The following is a 15,922-nucleotide window of genomic DNA, read 5'->3' as shown; positions in this document are numbered from 1 at the left end:
CTCCCAAGCTACAGTTGCGCCCGACAAGGGAAATGTGGAAGCGAGTGCCTCAAACCCCCTGGCAACGTTTAAACTGCGCCTTTGCGACGCAATTTGTCGCATTGCCGTAAACCCGCTGAAAACGTGGGTTGGCGCTATAAGAAGTTGTCGCTTGGCGACAAGGCCGGGCTGAAAACTGTCCTTACAATCCCTTCATCGCTCGCCATTCCAGGCGAGTGTTTCTCTTCAGGAGACTCCGATGTCCGTTGAGCAAGCCGCGGTACAACGCGCCGATTTTGACCAGGTCATGGTGCCCAACTATGCCCCTGCTGCCTTCATACCTGTGCGTGGCGCCGGTTCGCGCGTGTGGGACCAGTCTGGTCGCGAGCTGATCGACTTTGCCGGCGGTATCGCAGTCAACGTGCTGGGGCATGCCCACCCGGCGCTGGTCGGTGCACTGACCGAGCAGGCCAACAAGCTGTGGCACGTGTCCAACGTATTCACCAATGAGCCGGCCCTGCGCCTGGCCCACAAGCTGATCGACGCGACCTTCGCCGAGCGCGCGTTTTTCTGCAACTCCGGCGCCGAAGCCAACGAGGCCGCCTTCAAGCTGGCCCGTCGCGTGGCGTTCGATCGCTATGGCAGCGAGAAGTACGAAATCATCGCCGCACTCAACAGTTTCCATGGCCGCACGCTGTTTACCGTCAACGTCGGCGGGCAGTCGAAGTACTCCGACGGTTTCGGGCCTAAAATCACCGGCATCACCCACGTTCCTTATAACGACTTGGCCGCGTTGAAAGCGGCTGTTTCGGACAAGACCTGCGCCGTGGTGCTGGAGCCGATCCAGGGCGAGGGCGGTGTGCTGCCGGCCGAGCTGGCCTACCTGCAAGGCGCCCGCGAGCTGTGCGATGCGCACAATGCACTGCTGGTGTTCGACGAAGTGCAGACCGGCATGGGCCGCAGCGGCGAGCTGTTCGCCTACATGCACTACGGCGTGATCCCGGACATCCTCACCAGCGCCAAGAGCCTGGGCGGTGGTTTCCCGATCGCGGCGATGCTCACCACCGAGGCGCTGGCCAAGCACCTGGTGGTTGGCACCCACGGCACCACCTACGGCGGCAACCCGTTGGCGTGCGCGGTGGCCGAAGCGGTGATCGACGTGGTCAATACCCCGCAGGTGCTCGGCGGCGTCAAGGCCAAGCATGACAAGTTCAAGACCCGCCTGGAGCAGATCGGCCAGAAGTACGGCCTGTTCACCGAGGTGCGCGGTCTGGGCCTGTTGATCGGCTGCGTGCTGAACGATGCCTGGAAAGGCAAGGCCAAGGACATCTTCAACGCCGCCGAACAGGAAGGCCTGATGATCCTGCAAGCCGGCCCGGACGTGATTCGTTTCGCCCCGAGCCTGGTGGTGGAAGACGCCGACATCGACGCCGGCCTGGACCGTTTCGAGAAGGCTGCGGCGAAGCTGACCCAGGCTTGATCCATTTCAGCTGAACCGGGTCCACTGTGGGAGCGAGCGTGCTCGCGAAAGCGGTGGTCCTGCTTGCATCAATGTTGAATGTGCCACCGCCATCGCGAGCAAGCTCGCTCCCACAGAGGGCGGTGGTCACAGACGGGCAGTAAACCCGGTATTTTTTCTTGTGTATCGATCCTTTCGGTCGAACCCTTTATTTCAAGTTAAGGAGTGACACCATGCTGGTGATGCGCCCCGCGCAAATGGCTGATCTGGGCGAGGTACAGCGTCTGGCTGCGGACAGTCCGATCGGTGTCACTTCCTTGCCGGATGACGTGGAACGCTTGAGCGACAAGATCGCCGCGAGCGAAGCCTCGTTTGCCGCCGAAGTCAGTTTCAACGGCGAGGAGAGCTATTTCTTTGTTCTTGAAGACACCGCCACCGGCAAGTTGGCGGGCTGTTCGGCGATCGTCGCGTCGGCGGGCTATTCCGAACCGTTCTACAGCTTTCGCAATGAAACCTTCGTCCACGCCTCCCGTGAGCTGAAGATCCACAACAAGATCCACGTGCTCTCCCAGTGCCACGACCTGACCGGCAACAGCCTGCTGACCAGCTTCTACGTGGTCCCGGAACTGGTCGGCTCGCCGTGGTCGGAACTCAACTCCCGTGGACGCCTGCTGTTCGTCGCCAGCCACCCGGAGCGCTTCGCCGATTCGGTGGTGACCGAGATCGTCGGCTACAGCGACGAGAACGGTGATTCGCCATTCTGGGACGCCATCGGGCGCAATTTCTTCGACCTCAACTACGCCGCCGCCGAGCGTCTGTGCGGGCTGAAAAGCCGCACCTTCCTCGCCGAGCTGATGCCCCATTACCCGATCTACGTGCCGCTGTTGCCGGACGCCGCCCAGGAAGCCATGGGCCAGGTCCACCCGCGCGCGCAGATCACCTTCGACATCCTGATGCGCGAGGGTTTCGAGACCGATCACTACATCGACATCTTCGATGGCGGCCCGACCCTGCATGCCCGTGTCTCGGGGATCCGCTCGATTGCCCAGAGCCGCGTGGTGCCGGTCAAGATCGGCGAACCGGTCAAGGGCGCCGGCCGGCAATACCTGGTGGCCAATGCCCTGTTGCAGGATTACCGCGCTGTGCTGCTGGAGCTGGATTACGCGCCGGGCAAGCCTGTGACGCTGGACATGGAAGCGGCCGAGGCCCTGGGTGTCGGCGAAGGTGCCAGCGTACGCCTGGTGGCGGTTTAATGAGTTTCGCGGGTGGCGTGAGCGGCCCGTCTGAGGAGATAGCATGATCGTTCGTCCCGTACGCAGCAGCGATTTACCCGCTCTGATCGCCCTGGCCCGTAGCACCGGCACCGGCCTGACCACCTTGCCGGCCAACGAAGAGCGCCTGGCCCATCGGGTCGGCTGGGCCGAGAAGACCTTTCGCGGTGAAGCGGGGCGCGGTGACGCGGACTATCTGTTCGTGCTCGAAGACGACGACGGTCGGGTGGTGGGGATCTCCGCCATCGCCGGTGCCGTGGGGCTGCGTGAGCCCTGGTACAACTTCCGGGTCGGCCTGACGGTCAGCGCTTCCCAGGAGTTGAACATCTACCGGGAGATCCCGACGCTGTTCCTGGCCAACGACCTGACCGGTAATTCCGAACTCTGCTCGTTGTTCCTGCACGCCGACTACCGCAATGGCCTCAACGGCCGCCTGCTGGCCAAGGCACGGATGCTGTTCATCGCCGAATTCGCGCATCTGTTCGGCAACAAGATCATCGCCGAAATGCGCGGCATGTCCGACGACCACGGCCGCTCGCCGTTCTGGGAAAGCCTGGGCCGGCACTTCTTCAAGATGGAATTCAGCCAGGCCGACTACCTGACCGGGGTGGGCAACAAGGCGTTCATCGCCGAACTGATGCCCAAGTTCCCGCTCTACACCTGCTTCCTGTCCGAAGACGCCCGGGCCGTGATTGGCCAGGTGCATCCGGACACGGAGCCGGCGCTGTCGATGCTCAAGAGCGAAGGCTTCAGTTACCAGGGCTACGTCGACATTTTCGACGCCGGCCCGGCCGTGGAATGCGAGACCGGCAAGATCCGCGCGATTCGCGACAGCCAGGCGCTGGTGCTCGCCATCGGCACCCCGGGCGATGACGCCACGCCGTTCCTCATCCATAACCGCAAGCGCGAAGACTGCCGCATCACGGCAGCCCCGGCGCGCTTCGCCGCGGGCACCCTGGTGGTCGATCCGCTGACCGCCAAACGCCTTCAACTCAACGCCGGCGACCAGGTACGTGCCGTTGCGTTGTCCGCTGCTCGGGAGTCGAAATAATGAATTCGCTGTACATCGCAGGCAGTTGGCTGGAAGGCCAGGGTGACGTCTTCGAGTCGTTGAACCCGGTGACCCAGCAGGTGTTGTGGGCAGGCAAGGGCGCCACGGCGGCGCAAGTGGAGTCAGCCGTGCAGGCGGCGCGCCAGGCGTTCCCGGAGTGGGCCCGGCGTTCGCTGGATGAGCGCATCCAGGTGTTGGAAGCCTTTGCCGCGACCCTGAAAAATCGCGCCGACGAACTGGCCCGCTGCATCGGTGAAGAAACGGGCAAGCCGTTGTGGGAAGCGGCCACCGAAGTCACCAGCATGGTCAACAAGGTGGCGATCTCGATCCAGAGCTACCGTGAGCGCACCGGGGAAAAGAGCGCCCCCCTGGGCGATGCCACGGCCGTGCTGCGGCACAAGCCTCACGGCGTGGTGGCGGTGTTCGGCCCGTACAATTTCCCCGGTCACCTGCCGAACGGGCACATCGTGCCGGCACTGCTGGCGGGCAACAGCGTGCTGTTCAAGCCCAGTGAGCTGACGCCGAAAGTCGCCGAGCTGACGGTCCAGTGCTGGGTCGAGGCCGGCCTGCCGGCGGGCGTGCTGAACCTGCTGCAAGGTGCGCGGGAAACCGGCATCGCCCTGGCGGCGAACCCGGGCATCGACGGGTTGTTTTTCACCGGTTCGAGCCGCACTGGCAATCTGCTGCATCAACAATTCTCCGGGCGCCCGGACAAGATCCTGGCGCTGGAAATGGGCGGTAACAACCCGCTGGTGGTGGACGAGGTGGCGGACGTCGAGGCGGCGGTCTACACCATCATCCAGTCGGCCTTCATTTCTGCCGGGCAGCGCTGCACCTGCGCGCGCCGCCTGCTGGTGCCGGAAGGCGCCTGGGGCGATGCGTTGCTGGCGCGCCTGGTGGCGGTCAGCGCGGCCCTGCAGGTGGGGGCCTTCGACCAGCAACCGGCGCCGTTCATGGGCTCGGTGATTTCCCTCGGCGCCGCGAAAGCGCTGATGGATGCGCAGAACCACCTGCTGGGCAAGGGCGCCGTGCCGCTGCTGGCCATGACCCAGCCCCAGGCCCAGGCGGCCTTGCTGACCCCAGGCATCCTCGACGTGACGGCCGTGGCCGAGCGTCCGGACGAAGAGCTGTTCGGGCCGTTGCTGCAAGTGATTCGCTACGCGGATTTCCCCGCGGCGATCGCCGAGGCCAACAACACGCAATATGGCCTGGCCGCCGGGTTGCTGTCGGACTCGGAGGCACGTTACCAGCAGTTCTGGCTGCAAAGCCGTGCCGGTATCGTCAACTGGAACAAACAACTGACCGGCGCCGCCAGCAGCGCGCCGTTCGGTGGTGTGGGTGCCTCGGGCAACCATCGCGCCAGTGCTTACTACGCGGCCGATTATTGCGCATACCCGGTGGCATCCCTGGAAACGCCGAGCCTCGTCATGCCGGCTGCCCTGACCCCCGGCGTGAGAATGGTGTGAACCACGATCGCGAGCAAGCTCGCTCCCACAAGGACAGTGCAAGGCCCTGCGGGAGCGAGCTTGCTCGCGATAGAAGCGCCGCCGATGTTACTTGATGCCTATAAAAACAGATTCTCGTGGAGCCTCGCTGATGAAATCCTATGAAGTCAACTTTGACGGTCTAGTGGGGCCGACCCATAACTACGGCGGGCTCTCGTACGGCAACGTCGCGTCCCAGAGCAACAGCCAGCAGTCCTCCAACCCCAAGGAAGCGGCGTTGCAGGGCCTTTCGAAGATGAAGGCGCTGATGGACATGGGCTTTACGCAAGGCGTGCTGGCGCCGCAAGAACGTCCAGACGTGGCTGCCCTGCGTCGGTTGGGCTTTGCTGGCAGCGATGCCCAGGTCATCCAGCAGGCGGCGAAGGAAGCGATGCCCCTGTTGGTCGCCAGTTGCTCGGCTTCCAGCATGTGGGTGGCCAACGCCGCCACCGTCAGCCCGAGTGCCGACACTGCTGACGGGCGCGTGCATTTCACCGCCGCCAACCTGAACTGCAAGTACCACCGCAGCATCGAGCACCCCACCACCAGTCGCGTGCTGGGCGCGATGTTCGCCGACCAGAAACACTTCGCCCATCACGCCGCCTTGCCGGCGGTGGCGCAGTTCGGCGATGAAGGCGCCGCCAACCACACGCGTTTCTGCCGCGCCTACGGCGAAGCCGGCGTGGAGTTCTTCGTGTTCGGCCGCAGCGCCTTCGACATGCGTTACCCGGCCCCGCAGAAGTACCCGGCGCGCCAGACACTCGAAGCGTCCCGCGCCGTCGCGCGCCTGCACGGGCTGAGCGAGGACGGTGTGGTGTATGCACAACAGAACCCGTCGGTGATCGACCAGGGCGTGTTTCACAACGACGTGATCGCGGTCGGCAACGGCGAAGTGCTGTTCTACCACGAGGATGCCTTCCTTGAGACTGACAAGCTGCTGGCCGAGCTGGGCGACAAGCTCGCCAAGGTCGGCGGGAAGTTCCAGGCCGTGTGCGTGCCGCGTTCGGCGGTGACGGTCGATGATGCGGTCCGTTCCTACTTGTTCAACAGCCAACTGCTGTCGCGTGCCGATGGCTCGATGCTGTTGATCGTGCCGGAAGAATGCCGTAGCAACGAGCGCGTCTGGCAGTACCTGCAAGGCTTGCTGGCCTCGGGCGGGGTGATTCGCGAAGTGAAGGTCTTCGACCTCAAGCAAAGCATGCAGAACGGCGGTGGCCCGGCGTGCCTGAGGTTGCGCGTGGCGCTCAATGAAACCGAGCTGGCGGCCGTCAACCCAGGGGTTATCATGACCGCGCCGTTGTACGAGTCGCTGACCCAATGGGTCGAACGGCACTACCGCGACCGCATGACCGAAAACGACCTGGCAGACCCGCAGTTGCTGCTCGAATGCCGTGCGGCACTGGATGAACTGACACAAATCCTTAAACTTGGCGCGGTTTATCCTTTCCAGATCAATTGAAAGCGCGCGCGACCTGACTACAGTCAAAGCAGGGCGCGTTGCCTTATCCCCAGACGAGAACGTAAAAACATGAGCGATGGCCTGCAGCTGATTCTTGAAGACACCGATGGCACCCAACTGGAAACCTCCTGCACCCGCGTCGCGGTGATGTGGCAAGGCAAGGAGCTGTGGATCCAGCAGGACGGCCGCGGCCAGTTGCTGATCGGCGTGGACGTCGAGGAAGGGGACGAGGAATACGCCAACCTGTTGTTGCGTCCATTGGCGACCAACCTGGTCAGCCTGCAACTGGAAATGGAACCGGCGGACGTCGGCGACGATGACCATGTCCATGGCCCGGATTGCGGCCACGACCATTAAGGAAACCGCGCTATGCTCGCCCTCGGCAAACTGCTTGAACTGACCCTCGCCGGCCGTGAACCGGCGGAGAAGACTCAACTGACAGTCGAAGGCGTACGGATGCGCTGGTTGAGCGAGGGCGCGCTGGAGGTCAAGCCGCCCGAAGCCCGGGATAACGGCCTGGACCTGCTGCTGTCGGCCGGTATCCATGGCAACGAGACCGCGCCGATCGAGTTGCTCGACCGCTTGCTGCATGACATCGCCCGTGGAGTCCTCAAGCCCCGGGCACGCATTCTGTTCCTGTTCGGCAACCCCGAGGCCATTCGGCGGGGCGAGCGTTTCGTCGAGCAGGACGTCAACCGGCTGTTCAACGGGCGTCACGAACTGAGCGGCGGCCCCGAGGCGTTGCGCGCCTGCGAACTGGAGCGACTGGCCGCCAGTTTCTTCAATCGCCCGGAACGCAGTCGCTTGCATTATGACCTGCACACCGCCATCCGCGGCTCGAAAATCGAGCAGTTTGCCCTGTACCCGTGGAAGGAAGGTCGCCCGCACTCACGCCGTGAACTGGCGCGCCTGCGGGCGGCGGGGATGGAGGCGGTGCTGTTGCAGAACAAACCGTCCATCGTCTTCAGCGCCTACACCTACGAACAGCTGGGTGCCGAGTCCTTCACCCTGGAGCTGGGCAAGGCGCGGCCATTCGGGCAGAACGACGGTGTCAACGTCAGCCTGCTGGAAACCCGCCTGCAACAGATCATCGAAGGCAACGAACCAGAGCTGGATGACGGGCTCGACGGCTTGCAACTGTTCAATGTGGCGCGGGAAATCATCAAGCACAGCGACAACTTTCGCCTGAACCTGCCGGCGGACATCGAGAACTTCTCGGAACTGGAAAAAGGCTATGTGCTGGCCGAAGACATCGCCCAGACCCGCTGGGTGATCGAGGAAGAGGGCGCCCGCATCATCTTCCCCAACCCCAAGGTCAAGAACGGCTTGCGGGCCGGGATCCTGATCGTGCCGGCGACTGACGAGAACCTGGCCTGAAGGGCGGCGGATTCCAACTGTGGGAGCGGGCTCGCTTGCGAAAGCGGTATGACAGCAACATTTTAGTTGGCTGACACAACGCCTTCGCGGGCAAGCCCGCTCCCACACTTACTTTTGCGGTAGCTGCGATATCTGCGGCAAGCAGAAAACCTGTGGGAGCGGGCTTGCCCGCGAAGGCGTCAGGTCAGCCACCTATGCGACGGCTGACACACCGTTTTCGCGAGCAAGCCCGCTCCCACAGGGAAGGGGTCGTCAGACCGCTACCGCACGCGGCTCGGTACGGCGCAATGCCCGGGTCTTGTGCAGGGTGTCGGCGCAGGTCTTCGCGGCTTCCTGGCCCTTGTGCACGAAATGTTCGAAGAAGAACTTCTGGTGCTCTTCCCCGGCGTGGAAGTGATGGGGCGTCAGCACCACCGAGAACACCGGCACTTCGGTTTCCAGTTGAACCTGCATCAGGCCGCTGATCACCGATTGGGCAACGAACTCGTGGCGATAGATACCGCCATCCACCACCAGGCCGGCGGCGACGATGCCGGCGTAGCGGCCCGACTTGGCCAGCAGCTTGGCGTGCAGCGGGATTTCGAAGGCGCCGCCGACTTCGAAGAAGTCGATATCGCTTTCCTGATAGCCCTGATTGATCATTTCAGCGACGAAGCCGTTGCGGCTCTGGTCGACGATTTCCTTGTGCCAGCAGGCCTGGATGAACGCGACGCGCTCGCCCGAGTGTTTGGTTTTGCTATCGATTGCAGTGGGTTGCATGTTCTGGTTCCTGTTTGTGTGAAAAACAGGGCGTCATGAATCGAAGGGGATTCGAGGGTACGCCGCGAACAGAAGGTCGCAAGCGGCCCTTGGGTGTCAATCCCGTTCTCTCTTCATCCGGACTATGACCGTCGGCCCCGGAATCACACCGGGTCTGCTGACCTTGCCGCCACACCGCAGAAGCCGTGTAGCGCCAAGCGCTCGCGGGCTATGCACCTTGCGTGCAATTACCGCCGGTGGGGAATTACACCCCGCCCTGAGAACGTTTTGCCGCCATGGTTTTTGGCTGCGGAGGATTTTTAACACATAACCTACTGTGGGAGCGAGCTTGCTCGCGATAGCGGTAGTTCAGCTTGCGTTGATGCTGGATGCACTACCGCTATCGCGAGCAAGCTCGCTCCCACAGGAGTGTTTTGATTAATCTTCAGGTACAGGTGGTGTTTTCCTGGGGTCAGGCTTGATTATTCCTGCCCATGACCGCAGTAATTGCCCTTCGAAAGGGAATTCCCGCCACCAGAACCCGAGGCCAGATTCATGAGTGTTATCGATCTTCGCAGTGACACGGTCACCCAACCTTCCGCCGGCATGCTCGATGCCATGGCCAGCGCCCCGACCGGCGACGATGTGTATGGCGAAGACCCGACCGTCAATCGCCTCGAAGCCGAACTTGCCGGGCGCTTGGGCTTTGCGGCGGCATTGTTCGTGCCCAGCGGCACCATGAGCAACCTGCTGGGATTGATGGCCCACTGCGAACGCGGCGATGAGTACATCGTCGGCCAACAGGCCCACACCTATAAATACGAAGGCGGCGGGGCGGCTGTGCTCGGGTCGATCCAGCCGCAGCCGCTTGAAGTGCAAGCCGATGGCTCCCTGGACCTGGCCCAGGTGGCTGCGGCCATCAAGCCCGACGACTTCCACTTCGCCCGGACCCGCCTGCTGGCCCTGGAAAACACCATGCAGGGCAAAGTGCTGCCGCTGGACTACCTGGCCCAGGCCCGGCGTTTCACCCGCGAGCACGGCCTGGCGCTGCACCTGGACGGCGCACGGTTGTACAACGCGGCGGTCAAGCTTGGGGTCGATGCGCGGGACATCACCCAGTATTTCGATTCGGTCTCGGTGTGCCTCTCCAAGGGCCTGGGCGCGCCCGTTGGCTCGGTCCTGTGCGGCAGTGTCGAGTTGATCGGCAAGGCGCGCCGGTTGCGCAAGATGGTCGGCGGCGCCATGCGCCAAGCCGGGATCCTGGCAGCGGCGGGGCTGTATGCCCTGGACCATCAGGTCCAGCGCCTGGCCGATGACCACGCCAACGCCCTGCGACTCGCCGAGGGCTTGCGCGCGGCGGGCTATGAGGTCGAGCCGGTGCAGACCAACATGGTCTACGTGCAAATGGGCGAGCGCGCCGAGGCGCTCAAGGCGTTTACCGCCGAGCGGGGCATCAAGCTCAGTGCTGCGCCACGTTTGCGGATGGTGACTCACCTGGATGTCAGTCGCGCGCAAATCGACCAGGTGATCGCCACTTTCGTCGAATTTTCCGGCAACTGATCGCCCAAGCGAGCCAATTGACAGTTTCTATCGCATAACACGCTGTACCCCAGGCGAAGGGCCGATATAATGCGGCCCTTTGCCGTTGCTTCGTCTGTCGACGTTTTGCACAGGCCTTTGGCCGCAGCCTCCGTGGAAGAACCTAATGAAAAGCGCAGAAATCCGTGAAGCCTTCCTTCGCTTCTTCGAAGAGCAAGGCCATACCCGAGTAGCCTCCAGCTCTTTGATTCCGGGCAATGACCCGACCCTGCTGTTCACCAACGCGGGGATGAACCAGTTCAAGGACTGCTTCCTGGGCCAGGAAAAACGTGCCTACACCCGTGCGGTAAGCAGCCAGAAATGCGTGCGCGCCGGCGGCAAGCACAACGACCTGGAAAACGTCGGCTATACCGCCCGTCACCACACGTTCTTCGAAATGCTGGGTAACTTCAGCTTCGGTGACTACTTCAAGCGCGACGCCATCACGTTCGCCTGGACCTTCCTGACCTCCGACAAGTGGCTGAACCTGCCCAAGGACAAGCTGTGGGTCACGGTCTACGCCACCGATGACGAAGCCTATGACATCTGGACCAAAGAGGTCGGTGTCCCGGCCGAGCGCATGGTGCGCATCGGCGACAACAAAGGCGCGCCTTACGCCTCCGACAACTTCTGGACCATGGGCGACACCGGCCCGTGCGGCCCTTGCACCGAGATCTTCTACGATCACGGCGCCGACATCTGGGGCGGCCCACCCGGCTCGCCGGAAGAAGACGGCGACCGCTACATCGAGATCTGGAACAACGTGTTCATGCAGTTCAACCGCACCGCCGACGGCGTGTTGCATCCGCTGCCCGCGCCGTCGGTCGACACCGGCATGGGCCTGGAGCGGATCAGTGCGGTGTTGCAGCACGTTCACTCCAACTATGAAATCGACCTGTTCCAGAGCCTGCTGGACGCTTCGGCCAAGGCCATTGGTTGCACCAACGACAACCAGGCTTCGCTGAAAGTGGTCGCCGACCACATCCGCTCCTGCGGCTTCCTGATTGCCGACGGCGTGCTGCCGTCCAACGAAGGTCGGGGCTACGTGCTGCGCCGGATCATCCGTCGTGCCTGCCGTCACGGCAACAAGCTGGGCGCCAAGGGCAGCTTCTTCTACCAGATCGTGGCGGCCCTGGCTGCCGAGATGGGCGATGCCTTCCCGGAACTCAAATCCCAGCAGGCGCACATCGAACGCGTGCTCAAGGCCGAGGAAGAGCAGTTCGCCAAGACCCTGGAACAAGGCCTGAAGATCCTCGAACAGGACCTGGCCGAGCTCAAGGGCACCGTGGTGCCGGGCGATGTGGTGTTCAAGCTGTACGACACCTACGGTTTCCCGATGGACCTGACGGGCGACATCGCCCGCGAGCGCAACCTGACCCTCGACGAGGAAGGTTTCGAGCGCGAGATGGAAGCCCAGCGGGTACGTGCGCGTTCGGCCAGCGCCTTCGGCATGGACTACAACAGCCTGGTCAAGGTCGACGTGGCCACCGAATTCACCGGTTATGCCGGTACCACCGGTTCGGCCAAGATCGTGGCCATCTACAAGGACGGGCAATCGGTCGACATCCTGAGCGAAGGCCAGGAAGGCGTGATCGTGCTGGACAAGACACCGTTCTACGCTGAGTCCGGCGGCCAGATCGGCGACAGCGGCTACCTGCAGGCCGGCAATTCGCGCTTCGACGTGCGTGACACCACCAAGACCGGCGGCGCGTTCCTGCACCACGGCGTGCTGGCTTCCGGCAGCCTGATGGTCGCCGCTCCAGTGGCAGCCCATGTCGACGCCGAGGTGCGCCATGCCACCTCGCTGAACCACTCCGCCACCCACTTGCTGCACGCGGCGCTGCGCCAGGTACTGGGCGAGCACGTCCAGCAGAAAGGCTCGCTGGTGGACAGCCAGCGTCTGCGCTTTGACTTCAGCCAATTCGAAGCCATCAAGCCGGAGCAGCTCAAGGCGCTGGAAGACATCGTCAACGCCGAGATCCGCAAGAACTCCCCGGTAGAGACCGAAGAAACCGACATCGAAACCGCCAAACAGAAGGGTGCGATGGCGCTGTTCGGCGAGAAGTACGGCGAGAGCGTGCGCGTGCTGAGCATGGGGGATTTCTCCGTGGAGCTGTGCGGCGGTATCCACGCCAACCGGACCGGCGACATCGGCCTGCTGAAGATCGTCAGCGAAGGCGGCGTGGCCTCCGGCGTGCGCCGTATCGAGGCGGTCACCGGCGCTGCGGCCCTGGCGTACCTCAACGCGGCCGAAGAACAACTCAAGGAAGCGGCAAGCCTGATCAAGGGCAGCCGCGACAACCTGATCGACAAGCTGTCGGCTGTGCTGGAGCGCAACCGCTTGCTGGAAAAGCAACTGGAGCAGTTGCAGGCCAAGGCCGCCAGCGCCGCGGGCGACGATCTGTCGGCCCAGGCCGTGGACGTCAAGGGCGTGAAAGTGCTGGCCGTGCGTCTCGACGGCCAGGACGGCAAGGGCCTGCTGGCGCTGGTCGATCAACTGAAAAACAAACTCGGCCGCGCAGTGATCCTGCTCGGCAGTGTCCATGAGGAAAAGGTCGTTCTCGTCGCAGGCGTGACCAAGGACCTGACTGGCCAACTCAAGGCCGGTGATTTGATGAAGCAGGCCGCTGCGGCAGTGGGCGGTAAGGGCGGTGGTCGTCCGGACATGGCGCAAGGCGGCGGTACCGACGTCGGCGCACTGGACGCGGCACTGGCCCAGACCGTTGCATTTGTAGAGCAGGGTATTTAAGGCAGCGCCCCGGGTTCGCGGTCTAGTGGCGGGCCCGGTCGCTGTTGTGATTATTGGGCGCCCTTCATGGGCAGAGGCGGCTTTGAAATGGCTTTGATCGTACAGAAATTTGGCGGCACTTCGGTCGGCACTGTCGAACGAATCGAACAGGTCGCCGACAAGGTTAAGAAATTCCGTGATGCGGGCGATGACCTGGTGGTTGTGCTGTCGGCAATGAGCGGCGAGACCAACCGTCTGATCGATCTGGCCAAGCAAATCAGCGGCGACCAGCAACCGGTTCCCCGCGAGCTGGACGTGATCGTTTCCACCGGCGAGCAGGTGACCATCGCCTTGCTGGCCATGGCGCTGATCAAGCGTGGCGTGCCGGCGGTGTCCTACACCGGCAACCAGGTTCGTATCCTGACGGACAGCGCGCACAACAAGGCGCGTATCCTGCAGATCGACGACCAGAAGATTCGCGGCGACCTGAAGGCGGGCCGCGTGGTCGTGGTCGCCGGATTCCAGGGCGTGGACGAGCACGGCAACATCACCACCCTCGGCCGTGGCGGTTCGGACACGACCGGCGTGGCGCTGGCGGCGGCCCTCAAGGCTGACGAATGCCAGATCTACACCGATGTGGATGGCGTCTACACGACCGACCCACGGGTGGTGCCTGTAGCCCAGCGCCTGGACAAAATCACCTTCGAAGAGATGCTGGAAATGGCCAGCCTCGGCTCGAAAGTGTTGCAGATCCGGGCGGTCGAATTCGCCGGCAAGTACAACGTTCCGCTGCGCGTCCTGCACAGCTTCAAAGAGGGTCCGGGCACCCTCATTACTATCGATGAAGAGGAATCCATGGAACAGCCGATCATTTCCGGCATCGCCTTCAACCGCGATGAAGCCAAGCTGACCATCCGTGGCGTGCCAGACACCCCCGGCGTGGCGTTCAAGATTCTCGGCCCGATCAGTGCCGCGAACATCGAAGTCGACATGATCGTGCAGAACGTCTCGCACGATAACACCACCGACTTCACCTTCACCGTGCACCGCAACGACTACCCGGCTGCCGAAGCAGTCCTGAAGAAAACCGCAGGCGAGATCGGTGCCCGGGAAGTGGTCGGCGATACCAAGATCGCCAAGGTCTCGATCGTCGGTGTCGGCATGCGCTCGCACGCGGGCGTGGCCAGCCGTATGTTCGAAGCCCTGGCCAAGGAAACCATCAACATCCAGATGATCTCCACTTCGGAAATCAAGGTGTCCGTGGTGATCGAAGAGAAGTACCTGGAACTGGCCGTGCGCGCCCTGCACACGGCTTTCGAACTCGACGCCGCTGCCCGACAGGGCGAGTAAGCGTTGTCCTTGAGGGCGCGGCTGGGCCGCGCCCTTTGTTTTTTTGAATGGCGCGTCCCAAAACTGTTCTTTTGCCCGCGCTGGTCAATACTAGGCTTGGAGGCTTCGACCGTTTCGGTTGCAGGTCCAATGCCTTTTTTTGCCGACTGTTGTCCCTGAACTGAATTGCGTGAGGAGAAAGGTATGCTGATTCTGACTCGTCGGTGTGCAGAAAGCCTGATTATTGGCGATGGCGAAATCACCGTGACCGTGCTCGGCGTCAAAGGAAACCAAGTGCGTATCGGCGTCAACGCCCCGAAAGAGGTCGCTGTACACCGGGAGGAAATTTACCTGCGTATCAAGAAAGAGAAGGACGACGAACCAAGCCATTAATTTTTATCGATTTTTATGTTTGCAAACGGGGAGGAAGGTGGTTAATATACGCCCCGTGTTGCGGAGAGCTGGCCGAGTGGCCGAAGGCGCTCCCCTGCTAAGGGAGTACACCTCAAAAGGGTGTCGGGGGTTCGAATCCCCCGTTCTCCGCCATTATTCGTTTAGTGCGTCAAACCTGGCTTGTTTAGTAAGTGCTTGAAATTACTGAAAAAAGCGCTTTACAAAAGGATTTGACGACCTATAATGCGCGGCAACAAATGCACTCGTAGCTCAGCTGGATAGAGTACTCGGCTACGAACCGAGCGGTCACAGGTTCGAATCCTGTCGAGTGCACCATTTAAGAGTTTTTTGCAGCGATGCAAATAACTTGGCTTCAACCAGTTGTGATCTGGTATAAAACCACAACTTGCACTCGTAGCTCAGCTGGATAGAGTACTCGGCTACGAACCGAGCGGTCACAGGTTCGAATCCTGTCGAGTGCACCAAACACCAAAAAGCCCGCGTTTAACGCGGGCTTTTTGCTGTCTACGATTTGCCTTTCACGCATCCTTTCTCATCGAACACGATCTCGGCGCTGCGGCCTTTCTTCGTTGCGTAGGTGTACCGCGTGCTCGAATTCCTGACCTTGATCGAGTGCGGCTTGCCCAAGGCGCTCTCCACATCCTGCTGGCTCATGCCGGCGAGAATCCTTCGGCCTATGATGGCTTCGCGGCGTTGCCGGGCGGTGATGAGGTTGGCGCAGCGGTCTTCGAACTGGCCGACCACGGTCGGTTCCTTGCGCGGCGGTTTGTTGCCGGATAGTTGCCGGTGCTCGGCTTCCGGCAGCATCGATTCGGTCGTCGGCGAGACCGTGCCAGGTTGATACGGATTGATCCGTTGCAGCGAAAGGTTTTCTCCCGGCCCGCAGCTCAGGGTCGTGTACGTCACCTGCCCGGCGCTGTTCTCGCAGCGATGCACCGTTTGCCCGGCCGCCCACAGGGGCAGGCAGGGTAGGCTGGCGAGCAGAAGCAGGTAGTGGCTGACAGGCATCCGGGCGGCCTCCTTGGCGCTGAAAAAAACAAGGGTAGCCGCTACAT

The 15,922-nt window shown here is 62.3% G+C and carries 13 protein-coding genes, 3 tRNA genes and 1 riboswitch; of the genes, 14 read left to right on the top strand and 2 right to left on the bottom strand.

What is annotated here, in order from left to right; all coding sequences use genetic code 11:
* Nucleotides 1–238: 238 nt before the first annotated feature.
* From V5F23_RS21400 to astE, 7 genes are all read left to right on the top strand, one after another.
* The gene (locus tag V5F23_RS21400) at nucleotides 239–1,459 is read left to right on the top strand and encodes an aspartate aminotransferase family protein (protein ID WP_042728519.1); all 1,221 of its coding nucleotides are present in this window, start codon (nucleotides 239–241) and stop codon (nucleotides 1,457–1,459) included.
* A 212-nt stretch (nucleotides 1,460–1,671) separates the two neighbouring features.
* Nucleotides 1,672–2,691, top strand: a complete 1,020-nt coding sequence (aruF, locus tag V5F23_RS21395; protein WP_042728518.1) for an arginine/ornithine succinyltransferase subunit alpha — start codon at nucleotides 1,672–1,674, stop codon at nucleotides 2,689–2,691.
* A 43-nt stretch (nucleotides 2,692–2,734) separates the two neighbouring features.
* On the top strand, nucleotides 2,735–3,760 hold the full coding sequence (astA, locus tag V5F23_RS21390) for an arginine N-succinyltransferase (RefSeq protein ID WP_042728517.1): 1,026 nt from the start codon (nucleotides 2,735–2,737) through the stop codon (nucleotides 3,758–3,760).
* Entirely contained in the window at nucleotides 3,757–5,226 is a 1,470-nt protein-coding gene (gene astD, locus V5F23_RS21385; protein WP_185057644.1) for a succinylglutamate-semialdehyde dehydrogenase, read from the top strand. The genes astA and astD overlap by 4 nt, the downstream gene beginning before the upstream one ends.
* A gap of 130 nt (nucleotides 5,227–5,356) precedes the next feature.
* Entirely contained in the window at nucleotides 5,357–6,703 is a 1,347-nt protein-coding gene (gene astB / locus V5F23_RS21380) for an N-succinylarginine dihydrolase (protein ID WP_042728515.1), read from the top strand.
* Between the two features lie 69 nt (nucleotides 6,704–6,772).
* The gene (locus tag V5F23_RS21375) at nucleotides 6,773–7,060 is read left to right on the top strand and encodes a hypothetical protein (RefSeq protein ID WP_042728514.1); all 288 of its coding nucleotides are present in this window, start codon (nucleotides 6,773–6,775) and stop codon (nucleotides 7,058–7,060) included.
* A 12-nt stretch (nucleotides 7,061–7,072) separates the two neighbouring features.
* Nucleotides 7,073–8,080: a succinylglutamate desuccinylase gene (astE, locus tag V5F23_RS21370; protein ID WP_042728513.1), complete on the top strand. Its 1,008-nt coding sequence runs from the start codon at nucleotides 7,073–7,075 to the stop codon at nucleotides 8,078–8,080.
* A gap of 252 nt (nucleotides 8,081–8,332) precedes the next feature.
* Here the strand turns inward: astE and V5F23_RS21365 are convergent, their stop codons facing one another.
* Complete coding sequence (locus V5F23_RS21365) at nucleotides 8,333–8,839, bottom strand: 6,7-dimethyl-8-ribityllumazine synthase (RefSeq protein WP_042728512.1); 507 nt, start codon at nucleotides 8,837–8,839, stop codon at nucleotides 8,333–8,335.
* Between the two features lie 100 nt (nucleotides 8,840–8,939).
* Nucleotides 8,940–9,107: riboswitch (FMN riboswitch) on the bottom strand.
* 266 nt (nucleotides 9,108–9,373) lie between these two features.
* On the opposite strand from V5F23_RS21365, the gene ltaE reads away from it, so the two are divergent.
* The 7 genes from ltaE to V5F23_RS21330 all read left to right on the top strand — a co-directional run bounded on the left by ltaE (nucleotide 9,374) and on the right by V5F23_RS21330 (nucleotide 15,331).
* The gene (gene ltaE / locus V5F23_RS21360) at nucleotides 9,374–10,378 is read left to right on the top strand and encodes a low-specificity L-threonine aldolase (RefSeq protein ID WP_042728511.1); all 1,005 of its coding nucleotides are present in this window, start codon (nucleotides 9,374–9,376) and stop codon (nucleotides 10,376–10,378) included.
* A gap of 145 nt (nucleotides 10,379–10,523) precedes the next feature.
* Complete coding sequence (alaS, locus tag V5F23_RS21355; RefSeq protein ID WP_338496481.1) at nucleotides 10,524–13,145, top strand: alanine--tRNA ligase; 2,622 nt, start codon at nucleotides 10,524–10,526, stop codon at nucleotides 13,143–13,145.
* Nucleotides 13,146–13,232: 87 nt separating this feature from the next.
* Nucleotides 13,233–14,474 (top strand): aspartate kinase, encoded by a 1,242-nt coding sequence (locus V5F23_RS21350; RefSeq protein ID WP_042728509.1) that lies wholly within the window; start codon nucleotides 13,233–13,235, stop codon nucleotides 14,472–14,474.
* A gap of 183 nt (nucleotides 14,475–14,657) precedes the next feature.
* Nucleotides 14,658–14,846 (top strand): carbon storage regulator CsrA, encoded by a 189-nt coding sequence (gene csrA / locus V5F23_RS21345; RefSeq protein ID WP_003178872.1) that lies wholly within the window; start codon nucleotides 14,658–14,660, stop codon nucleotides 14,844–14,846.
* Between the two features lie 62 nt (nucleotides 14,847–14,908).
* Nucleotides 14,909–14,999: transfer RNA gene (locus tag V5F23_RS21340), tRNA-Ser, on the top strand.
* Between the two features lie 106 nt (nucleotides 15,000–15,105).
* Nucleotides 15,106–15,182, top strand: a tRNA-Arg gene (locus tag V5F23_RS21335).
* A gap of 72 nt (nucleotides 15,183–15,254) precedes the next feature.
* Nucleotides 15,255–15,331, top strand: a tRNA-Arg gene (locus V5F23_RS21330).
* A 40-nt stretch (nucleotides 15,332–15,371) separates the two neighbouring features.
* On the opposite strand, the gene V5F23_RS21325 is transcribed toward V5F23_RS21330, so the two are convergent.
* Nucleotides 15,372–15,875 carry a SmpA/OmlA family hypothetical protein gene (locus tag V5F23_RS21325; RefSeq protein WP_042728508.1) on the bottom strand — a complete coding sequence of 168 codons (504 nt, stop codon included), beginning with the start codon at nucleotides 15,873–15,875 and terminating at the stop codon, nucleotides 15,372–15,374.
* Nucleotides 15,876–15,922 lie beyond the last annotated feature (47 nt).

Origin of the sequence: Pseudomonas sp. WP18 (assembly GCF_036689585.1) — a bacterium.
GTDB lineage: Bacteria > Pseudomonadota > Gammaproteobacteria > Pseudomonadales > Pseudomonadaceae > Aquipseudomonas > Aquipseudomonas chlororaphis_E.
This window is presented reverse-complemented; position numbering and strand designations above follow the sequence as displayed.

What these genes read in the sequence shown, in the direction of transcription:
- V5F23_RS21400 (WP_042728519.1), top strand. Translation starts at nt 239, where the DNA reads ATGTCCGTTGAGCAAGCCGCGGTACAACGCGCCGATTTTGACCAGGTC.
- aruF (WP_042728518.1), top strand. Translation starts at nt 1,672, where the DNA reads ATGCTGGTGATGCGCCCCGCGCAAATGGCTGATCTGGGCGAGGTACAG.
- astA (WP_042728517.1), top strand. Translation starts at nt 2,735, where the DNA reads ATGATCGTTCGTCCCGTACGCAGCAGCGATTTACCCGCTCTGATCGCC.
- astB (WP_042728515.1), top strand. Translation starts at nt 5,357, where the DNA reads ATGAAATCCTATGAAGTCAACTTTGACGGTCTAGTGGGGCCGACCCAT.
- V5F23_RS21375 (WP_042728514.1), top strand. Translation starts at nt 6,773, where the DNA reads ATGAGCGATGGCCTGCAGCTGATTCTTGAAGACACCGATGGCACCCAA.
- astE (WP_042728513.1), top strand. Translation starts at nt 7,073, where the DNA reads ATGCTCGCCCTCGGCAAACTGCTTGAACTGACCCTCGCCGGCCGTGAA.
- V5F23_RS21365 (WP_042728512.1), bottom strand. Translation starts at nt 8,839, where the DNA reads ATGCAACCCACTGCAATCGATAGCAAAACCAAACACTCGGGCGAGCGC.
- ltaE (WP_042728511.1), top strand. Translation starts at nt 9,374, where the DNA reads ATGAGTGTTATCGATCTTCGCAGTGACACGGTCACCCAACCTTCCGCC.
- alaS (WP_338496481.1), top strand. Translation starts at nt 10,524, where the DNA reads ATGAAAAGCGCAGAAATCCGTGAAGCCTTCCTTCGCTTCTTCGAAGAG.
- V5F23_RS21350 (WP_042728509.1), top strand. Translation starts at nt 13,233, where the DNA reads ATGGCTTTGATCGTACAGAAATTTGGCGGCACTTCGGTCGGCACTGTC.
- csrA (WP_003178872.1), top strand. Translation starts at nt 14,658, where the DNA reads ATGCTGATTCTGACTCGTCGGTGTGCAGAAAGCCTGATTATTGGCGAT.
- V5F23_RS21325 (WP_042728508.1), bottom strand. Translation starts at nt 15,875, where the DNA reads ATGCCTGTCAGCCACTACCTGCTTCTGCTCGCCAGCCTACCCTGCCTG.